This window comes from Mycobacterium asiaticum (genome assembly GCF_001668675.1).
Classification (GTDB): Bacteria; Actinomycetota; Actinomycetes; order Mycobacteriales; family Mycobacteriaceae; genus Mycobacterium; species Mycobacterium asiaticum_D.
In genome coordinates, this window is the sequence record NZ_LZKQ01000045.1 from 76,921 (window position 1) to 84,315 (window position 7,395).

Below are 7,395 nucleotides of genomic sequence, written 5' to 3' on the forward strand. Positions count from 1 at the left end.
ATCACGGCCGCCGCCATTCCCGGCCGGTCCGGCGCAGCATCTCGAATGCCGACTCCGGACCCCAGGTACCTGCCTCATACGGGTCCGGCTTCCCGTGCGATGCCCAGTTGTCGAGCGCGGGATCCAATATCTCCCAGGCCAATTCGACCTCCTCATTGACCGGGAACAGCGACGGCTCGCCGAGCAGCACATCGAGGATCAGCCGCTCGTAGGCCTCCGGCGATTCCTCGGCGAACGCCGAGCCGTAGGAGAAGTCCATGTTGACGTCGCGGACCTCCATCGCACTGCCCGGCACCTTCGACCCGAACCGCAGCGTGATGCCCTCGTCCGGTTGCACCCGGATGACCATCGCATTGGTGCCGAGCTCGTCGGTCATGGTGGCGTCGAACGGCAGGTGCGGCGCGCGCTTGAAGACCAGAGCGATCTCGGTGACCCTGCGTCCCAGGCGTTTTCCGGTGCGCAGGTAGAACGGCACCCCGGCCCAGCGTCGGGTGTCGACCTCGAGGGTGATCGCGGCGAAGGTCTCGGTGATGGAGTCCTTGGAGAACCCTTCCTCATCGAGCAGCCCGACCACTTTCTCCCCGCCCTGCCAGCCGGCGGCGTACTGGCCGCGGCTGGTGGTCTCGTCGAGGGGTTCGGCGAGCCGGGTCGCCGACAGCACCTTGATCTTCTCGGTCTGCAACGCATGAGGATTGAAGCTGACCGGCTCCTCCATCGCGGTCAGCGCCAGCAGCTGCATCAAGTGGTTCTGGATCACGTCGCGGGCGGCGCCGATGCCGTCGTAGTAGCCGGCCCGGCCGCCCAGCCCGATGTCCTCGGCCATGGTGATCTGCACGTGGTCGACGTAATGCGCGTTCCAGATCGGGTCGAACAGCTGGTTGGCAAAGCGCAGCGCCAGGATGTTCTGCACCGTCTCCTTGCCGAGGTAGTGGTCGATGCGAAAGACCGATTCCTCCGGGAAGACGGAGTTGACCGTCTTGTTCAGGTCCTGCGCACTGGCCAGGTCATGCCCGAACGGCTTCTCGATCACCACTCGGCTCCACCGGCCGCCCTGCGGCCGAGCCAGTCCCGACTTGTGCAGCTGTTCGCACACCTGTGGGAAGGACTTCGGTGGGATGGCCAGGTAGAACGCGTGATTGCCGCCGGTGCCACGTTCGGCGTCGAGCTTCTCCAGCGTCTCGGCGAGCCGCGCGAACGCGTCGTCGTCGTCGAAAGCGCCTGGTACGAAACGGAATCCCTCGGCCAACCGGTCCCAGTTCTCCTGCCGGAACGGGGTCCGGCAGTGTTGCTTGACGGCGTTGTAGACCACGTCGCCGAAATCCTGGGTGCTCCAGTCGCGGCGCGCGAAACCCACCAGGGAGAACGTCGGGGGCAGCAAGCCGCGGTTGGCCAGGTCGTAGATCGCCGGCATCACCTTCTTGCGGGCCAAGTCGCCGGTGACGCCGAAGATCACCATGCCGCACGGACCGGCGATTCTGGGCAGCCTTTTATCCCGCTTGTCCCGCAGCGGGTTATGCCACGCTTGGGTCATTTCTTGGCGGAGTCCAGCTGCGCCTGAGTCTCCTTGAGCAACTCGCTCCAGGACTCCTCGAACTTCTGGACGCCCTCGTTCTCCAGCACGATGAAGACGTCGTCCAGGTCGATGCCGATGTCCTGCAGCTTGTCGAACACCCGCTGGGCTTCGGAAGCGGTGCCGGTCACCGTGTCGCCGTTGATCACGCCGTGGTCGGCCACGGCGTCAATTGTCTTCTCCGGCATGGTGTTCACGGTGTTGGGCGCCACCAGTTCGGTCACGTAGAGGGTGTCGGAGTAGTCGGGGTTCTTGACGCCGGTGGACGCCCACAACGGCCGCTGCACGCGGGCGCCGTCGGCCTTGAGCGCCTCGAACCGCTCACCGCCCTCGAAGACCTCCTGGTATGCCGCGTAGGCCAGGCGGGCATTGGCGACGGCGGCTTGTCCCAGCAGCGCCCGCGCCTCGTCGGAGTCGATCTTCTCCAGCCGCTTGTCCACCTCGGTGTCCACCCGGGACACGAAAAACGAAGCGACAGAATGGATCTTGGACAGGTCGTGGCCGGCCTGCTTGGCCCGTTCCAGCCCCTCCAGGTAGGCGCCCATCACCGCGCGGTAGCGCTCGACGGAGAAGATCAGCGTGACGTTGACCGAAATTCCTTCCGCCAGCGTCGAAGCAATGGCGGGAATGCCGGCCTCGGTCGCGGGAATCTTGATCAGCAGGTTCGGCCGGTCGACGATCTTCCACAGTTCGATGGCCTGCTGGGTGGTCTTGTCGGTGTCGTGCGCCAGCCGCGGGTCGACCTCGATCGACACCCGGCCGTCGACGCCGTCGGAGGATTCCCACTGCGGCCGCAACACGTCGCAGGCGTTGCGGACGTCGTCGGTGGTGACGGTGCGGATGGTGGCATCCACGTCGGCGCCGCGCTCGGCAAGTTCGGCGACCTGATCGTTGTAGGTATCGCTGTCGGCCAGCGCTTTCTGGAAGATCGAGGGGTTGGTGGTCACCCCGACGACGCTTTTGCTGTCAATCAGTTCCTGCAGATTGCCCGACTTGATCCGGTCCCGCGAGAGATCGTCCAGCCATACCGATACGCCTGCTTCGCTCAACGCCGCGAGGTTTGGATTCTGGGTCATCTTCAATCACCTTTTCTCAATTATCGAGTGCTTCTTCCGCGGCGGCAGCGACGGCTTCCGCTGTGAAGCCGTACTCACGGAACAAGGTCTTGTAGTCGGCGGATTCGCCGTAGTGCTCGATCGACACGATCTTCCCGGTGTCGCCGACGAGCTTGTGCCAGGACTGCGCGACGCCGGCCTCCACGGCCACCCGCGCCGAAACCGACGGGGGCAGCACGCTGTCGCGGTAGTCGCTGGGCTGCGATTCGAACCACTCGACGCAGGGCATGGACACCACGCGCGCGACGATGTCCTTGTCCGCCAGCAACTTCTGCGCCGCGACCGCCAGCTGCACCTCGGAGCCGGTGCCAATCAGGACGACATCGGGCTCGTCGTCTTCCCGGCCACCGGCCTCCTGGCCCAGCACGTAGCCACCACGCGCCACGCCGTCCAGGCTGGTGCCCTCGAGAATCGGCACATTCTGGCGGGTCAGAATCAACCCGGCCGGTCCGCTGCCGTTACCCCGCGCCAGAATCGTGCGCCAGGCATATGCCGTCTCGTTGGCGTCGGCCGGGCGCACCACCGACAGGTTCGGGATTGCCCGCAGCGCCGAAAGATGCTCGATGGGTTGGTGAGTCGGGCCGTCCTCGCCCAAACCGACCGAGTCGTGCGTCCACACGTAGATCGTGTCGATATCCATCAACGACGCCAACCGCACCGCGGGGCGCATGTAGTCGGAGAACTGCAGGAAGGTGCCGCCGTAGGCACGGGTGGGACCGTGCAGCACGATGCCGGACAGAATCGCGCCCATGGCGTGCTCGCGAACACCGAAGTGCAGCGTCCGGCCATACCAGTGGGCGGTGTAATCCTTCGTCGAAATCGACGGCGGGCCAAACGAATCCGCGCCCTTGATGGTGGTGTTGTTGCTGCCCGCCAGGTCAGCCGACCCACCCCAGAGCTCAGGGAGTTTGGGGCCCACCGCATTGAGCACCTCGTTGGAGGCCTTGCGGGTGGCTATCGCATCGTCGCCGGCGTCCCAGTGTGGCAGGTCGGCGTCCCAGCCCTCGGGCAGTTCCTCAGCCGTCAACCGGTCCAGCAGCGCCTTGCGCTGGGGTTCGCGCTCGGCCCACGCATCGAAGTCCTGCTGCCACTTCTCGTGGGCCTCTTTGCCGCGGTCCACCAGCTTGCGGGTGTGCGCGATTACCTCGTCGCGCACCTCGAAGTTCTTGTCCGGGTCGAAACCGAGGATTTTCTTGACCTCGGCGACCTCTTCGTCACCGAGCGCGGCGCCGTGCGCCTTGCCGGTGTTCATCAGGTTCGGCGCCGGGAAGCCGATGATGGTGCGCAGCGCGATGAACGACGGCCGATCGGTTTCGGCCTTCGCGTTGGCGATCGCCTCCTCGATGCCCACGACGTTCTCGCCGCCCTCGACCTCCTGGACATGCCAGCCGTAGGCCCGGTAGCGGGCGGGGGTGTCCTCGCACAGCGCGATGTTGGTGTCGTCCTCGATCGAGATCTGGTTGCTGTCGTAGAACACAATCAGATTGCCCAGTTGCTGCACACCGGCCAGCGACGACGCCTCCGAGGTCACACCTTCTTCGATGTCGCCGTCTGAGGCGATCACGTAGATGTGGTGGTCGAACGGGCTGGTGCCCGGTGCGGCGTCCGGATCGAACAGGCCCCGCTCATACCGCGCCGCCATCGCCATCCCGACGGCCGAGGCCAACCCCTGGCCCAGCGGGCCGGTGGTGATCTCCACACCCCTGGTGTGTCGGAACTCCGGGTGCCCTGGGGTCTTGGACTTCCAGGTCCGCAGCGACTCGATGTCCTCCAGCTCGAGACCGAAGCCACCCAGGTAGAGCTGCAGGTAGAGCGTCAGGCTGCTGTGTCCGGCCGACAACACGAACCGGTCGCGGCCCAGCCAGTGCACGTCGCTGGGATCGTGGCGCATGGTGCGCTGGAACAGGGTGTAGGCCAGCGGGGCCAGGCTCATCGCGGTCCCGGGGTGACCGTTGCCGACCTTCTGGACGGCGTCGGCGGCCAGGACCCGGATCGTGTCGACCGCAGCCGAATCGATCTCGGTCCAGTCATCGGGGTGGCGCGGTTGCGTAAGGGCGGAGATCTCTTCGAGTGTGGTCATTCAGTCCTCAGTCCTGGGGTCATCAAACTGATCAATCCCACCCTAGTGCGGGATGGGTGGCCGCTGCAGGCCCAGTTTTGTGTACCCCGCGGAGGCGATGTGAAAATATCGTGTCGGGGTGGTGAGCTGTGCAGTCGGCGCCTGGACTGGGTCGAATGCCGAAATAATTGGTCCGAATCGACCCTGCAGGTCGGTGGCTGAGCCTGCGCGGTCTACCATCGTGTGTAGTAGAAGCTGCGCGCGGCTGCGATTTTCCCGAGGAGTTATTGCGTGAGCGTTCGCGGGCGCGTCGCGTCGGGCAGGACAACAAGCCGGATCACCGGCACCTTGCTGGCGTATCTGGCGCTGACCAAGCCACGGGTCATCGAACTGCTGTTGGTTACCGCCATCCCGGCGATGCTGCTGGCCCACCGTGGCAGCGTCAACCCGGTACTCATCCTCAACACGCTGGTCGGAGGCATGATGGCGGCCGGCGGCGCCAACACGCTGAACTGTGTGGCCGACGCCGACATCGACAAGGTGATGAAGCGGACCGCGCGGCGGCCGCTGGCCCGGGCTGCCGTGCCGACTCGGCACGCGCTCGTCTTCGGCTTGCTGCTCAGCGTCGGCTCGTTCGTCTGGCTGTGGTGGACCACCAACCTGCTTTCGGGTCTGCTGGCCGTGGCCACCATCGCGTTCTACGTGTTCGTCTACACGCTGCTGCTCAAGCGGCGCACCTCGCAAAACGTGGTGTGGGGCGGTGCGGCCGGCTGCATGCCGGTGATGATCGGCTGGTCGGCGGTGACCGGCACCATCGGCTGGCCGGCGCTGGCGATGTTCGCGATCATCTTCTTCTGGACGCCGCCACACACCTGGGCCCTGGCCATGCGGTACAAGGAAGACTACAAAGTCGCCGGGGTGCCGATGCTGCCCGCCGTGGCGACCGAGCAACAAGTCACCAAACAGATCCTGATCTACACCTGGCTGACGGTGCTGGCGACCATGACGCTGGCGCTGGCGACCGGCTGGCTGTATGCGGCCGTGGCCCTGGTGGCCGGGGTGTGGTTCCTGGCGATGGCGCATCAGCTGTACGCCGGTGTGCGCGCGGGGGAAACGGTCAAGCCGCTGCGGCTGTTCCTGCAGTCGAACAACTACCTGGCTCTGGTGTTCTGTGCGCTGGCGGTCGACTCGGCGATCGCGCTGCCGACGCTGTTGTGATGAGCGCGGGGCGGGTAGGCGCCCGGCCCCTCAGAACCAGAGCGATTTGAAACCGTTCGGCCGCCCTCAACGCTGCCGACAGCCGTCGTAATTTGCTTGTGTCACAACACATTTTCTGCTGTGGGCTGGATGCTCGTCCGTGCCGCTCCGCCGGTGATCGCGGCACTGGATCGGTTGCGACACTTCCCGTCGCGATATCGAATCTGTTTGTAACAGCTCAGTTCTAACCACCACCCCGTCATAGGGAGGAGTGTCTGGCATGACTTTGTTCGTCATTTTCCGGGGGCTGGACACTTCCTGTGCCTGTGGGGGGGCATTTGACACCGGCTCGGCGGCGGCTGGCTGATCTTGGCCGCGCCGATCTGGATGGCATCGCCTCCAGAGGTGCATTCGGCGTTGCTGAGCAGTGGTCCGGGACCGGGGCCTTTATTGGCCGCGGCGGGAGCATGGACCTCATTGAGCGCCGAATACGCCTCAGCTGCAGAAGAACTCATCGACGTGCTGGCGGCCGCGCAGGGCTCGGCGTGGGAGGGGCCGAGTGCCGAAACATATGTGGCCGCCCACGCGCCGTATGTGGCCTGGTTGACCAAAGCCACCGCGGACAGCGGCGCAATCGCCGCCCAGCACGAGACGGCGGCCGCCGCCCACACGACCGCGCTGGCGGCGATGCCGACCTTGCCGGAACTGGCCGCCAACCACGTCATCCACGGCGTGCTGGTCGCAACGAATTTCTTTGGCATCAACACCATTCCGATCGCGCTGAACGAGGCCGACTACGTCCGGATGTGGATTCAGGCCGCGACGACAATGGCGACCTACGAAGCCGTGTCCGGTACGGCGGTGGCGGCCGCGCCGCGGAGCGTGCCGGCACCACCGATCGTGAAATCGGAGGCTGCGAGCGCCGCTACGTCAAACCCACTGGAACAGCTTCTGCAAATCCCGCAGCAACTCTTCCAGTTCGCCCTGCGCCTGGCCGGCATGGACTGGGACCCGGTCAACGGCACCATCAACGGAATCCCGTACGCCTCGTACACGACACCGGGCCAGCCGGGCTATTGGGTCTCCCGGCTGTTCCTGTTCGTACAGGACTTTCAGGGTCTGCAGGACTGGATTCAGCTGTTCCTGACCAATCCGATCGCCGCCCTGCAGTCACTCGGCGGCATCACCCCCGCCCAGATCGTCGTGTACCTGGTGGCGCACCCGGTGCTGGCAGCGGTGCTGGGTTCCTCGCCGTTGTGGTCGTCGTTGTCGGCGCTGCCGGCGGCGGCGGCCAGTGCCGCCGCGGCTGCGGCCGTCCTCGCGCTTCCGCTTCCCCTGGCCGAAGTGCCAGCGCTGGTCCCGGCGCTGGCTCCGGTGGCCGCGGCGGGCACTGCGCCGGCGGTCGCGATCGCCCCGACCCTGGCCGGGTCCGTCGGCGGTGGCGCGCCGGCGGC

At 65.9% G+C, this 7,395-nt stretch carries 5 protein-coding genes; 2 read left to right on the forward strand and 3 right to left on the reverse strand.

Annotated elements, in window-relative coordinates:
* Position 1: 1 nt before the first annotated feature.
* The 3 genes from zwf to tkt are packed head-to-tail and all read right to left on the reverse strand — an operon-like array spanning position 2 to position 4,765.
* The gene (gene zwf / locus A9X01_RS04270; protein ID WP_065119439.1) at positions 2 to 1,531 is read right to left on the reverse strand and encodes a glucose-6-phosphate dehydrogenase; all 1,530 of its coding nucleotides are present in this window, start codon (positions 1,529 to 1,531) and stop codon (positions 2 to 4) included.
* A complete protein-coding gene (gene tal, locus A9X01_RS04275) occupies positions 1,528 to 2,646 on the reverse strand; it encodes a transaldolase (protein ID WP_065119440.1) in 1,119 nt (372 codons plus the stop codon). The genes zwf and tal overlap by 4 nt, the downstream gene beginning before the upstream one ends.
* Before the next feature lie 16 nt (positions 2,647 to 2,662).
* Positions 2,663 to 4,765, reverse strand: coding sequence for a transketolase (gene tkt, locus A9X01_RS04280; RefSeq protein WP_065119441.1), 2,103 nt, complete (start codon positions 4,763 to 4,765; stop codon positions 2,663 to 2,665).
* 270 nt (positions 4,766 to 5,035) lie between these two features.
* Between tkt and A9X01_RS04285 the strand changes: the two genes are divergently transcribed.
* Positions 5,036 to 5,962 carry a heme o synthase gene (locus A9X01_RS04285; RefSeq protein ID WP_065119442.1) on the forward strand — a complete coding sequence of 309 codons (927 nt, stop codon included), beginning with the start codon at positions 5,036 to 5,038 and terminating at the stop codon, positions 5,960 to 5,962.
* Between the two features lie 348 nt (positions 5,963 to 6,310).
* A partial coding sequence (locus A9X01_RS04290) for a PPE family protein (RefSeq protein WP_081282200.1) occupies positions 6,311 to 7,395 on the forward strand: 1,085 nt, incomplete at its 3' end.

Coding starts and splice junctions, on each gene's coding strand:
- zwf (WP_065119439.1), bottom strand. CDS start 1,531: ATGACCCAAGCGTGGCATAACCCGCTGCGGGACAAGCGGGATAAAAGG.
- tkt (WP_065119441.1), bottom strand. CDS start 4,765: ATGACCACACTCGAAGAGATCTCCGCCCTTACGCAACCGCGCCACCCC.
- tal (WP_065119440.1), bottom strand. CDS start 2,646: ATGACCCAGAATCCAAACCTCGCGGCGTTGAGCGAAGCAGGCGTATCG.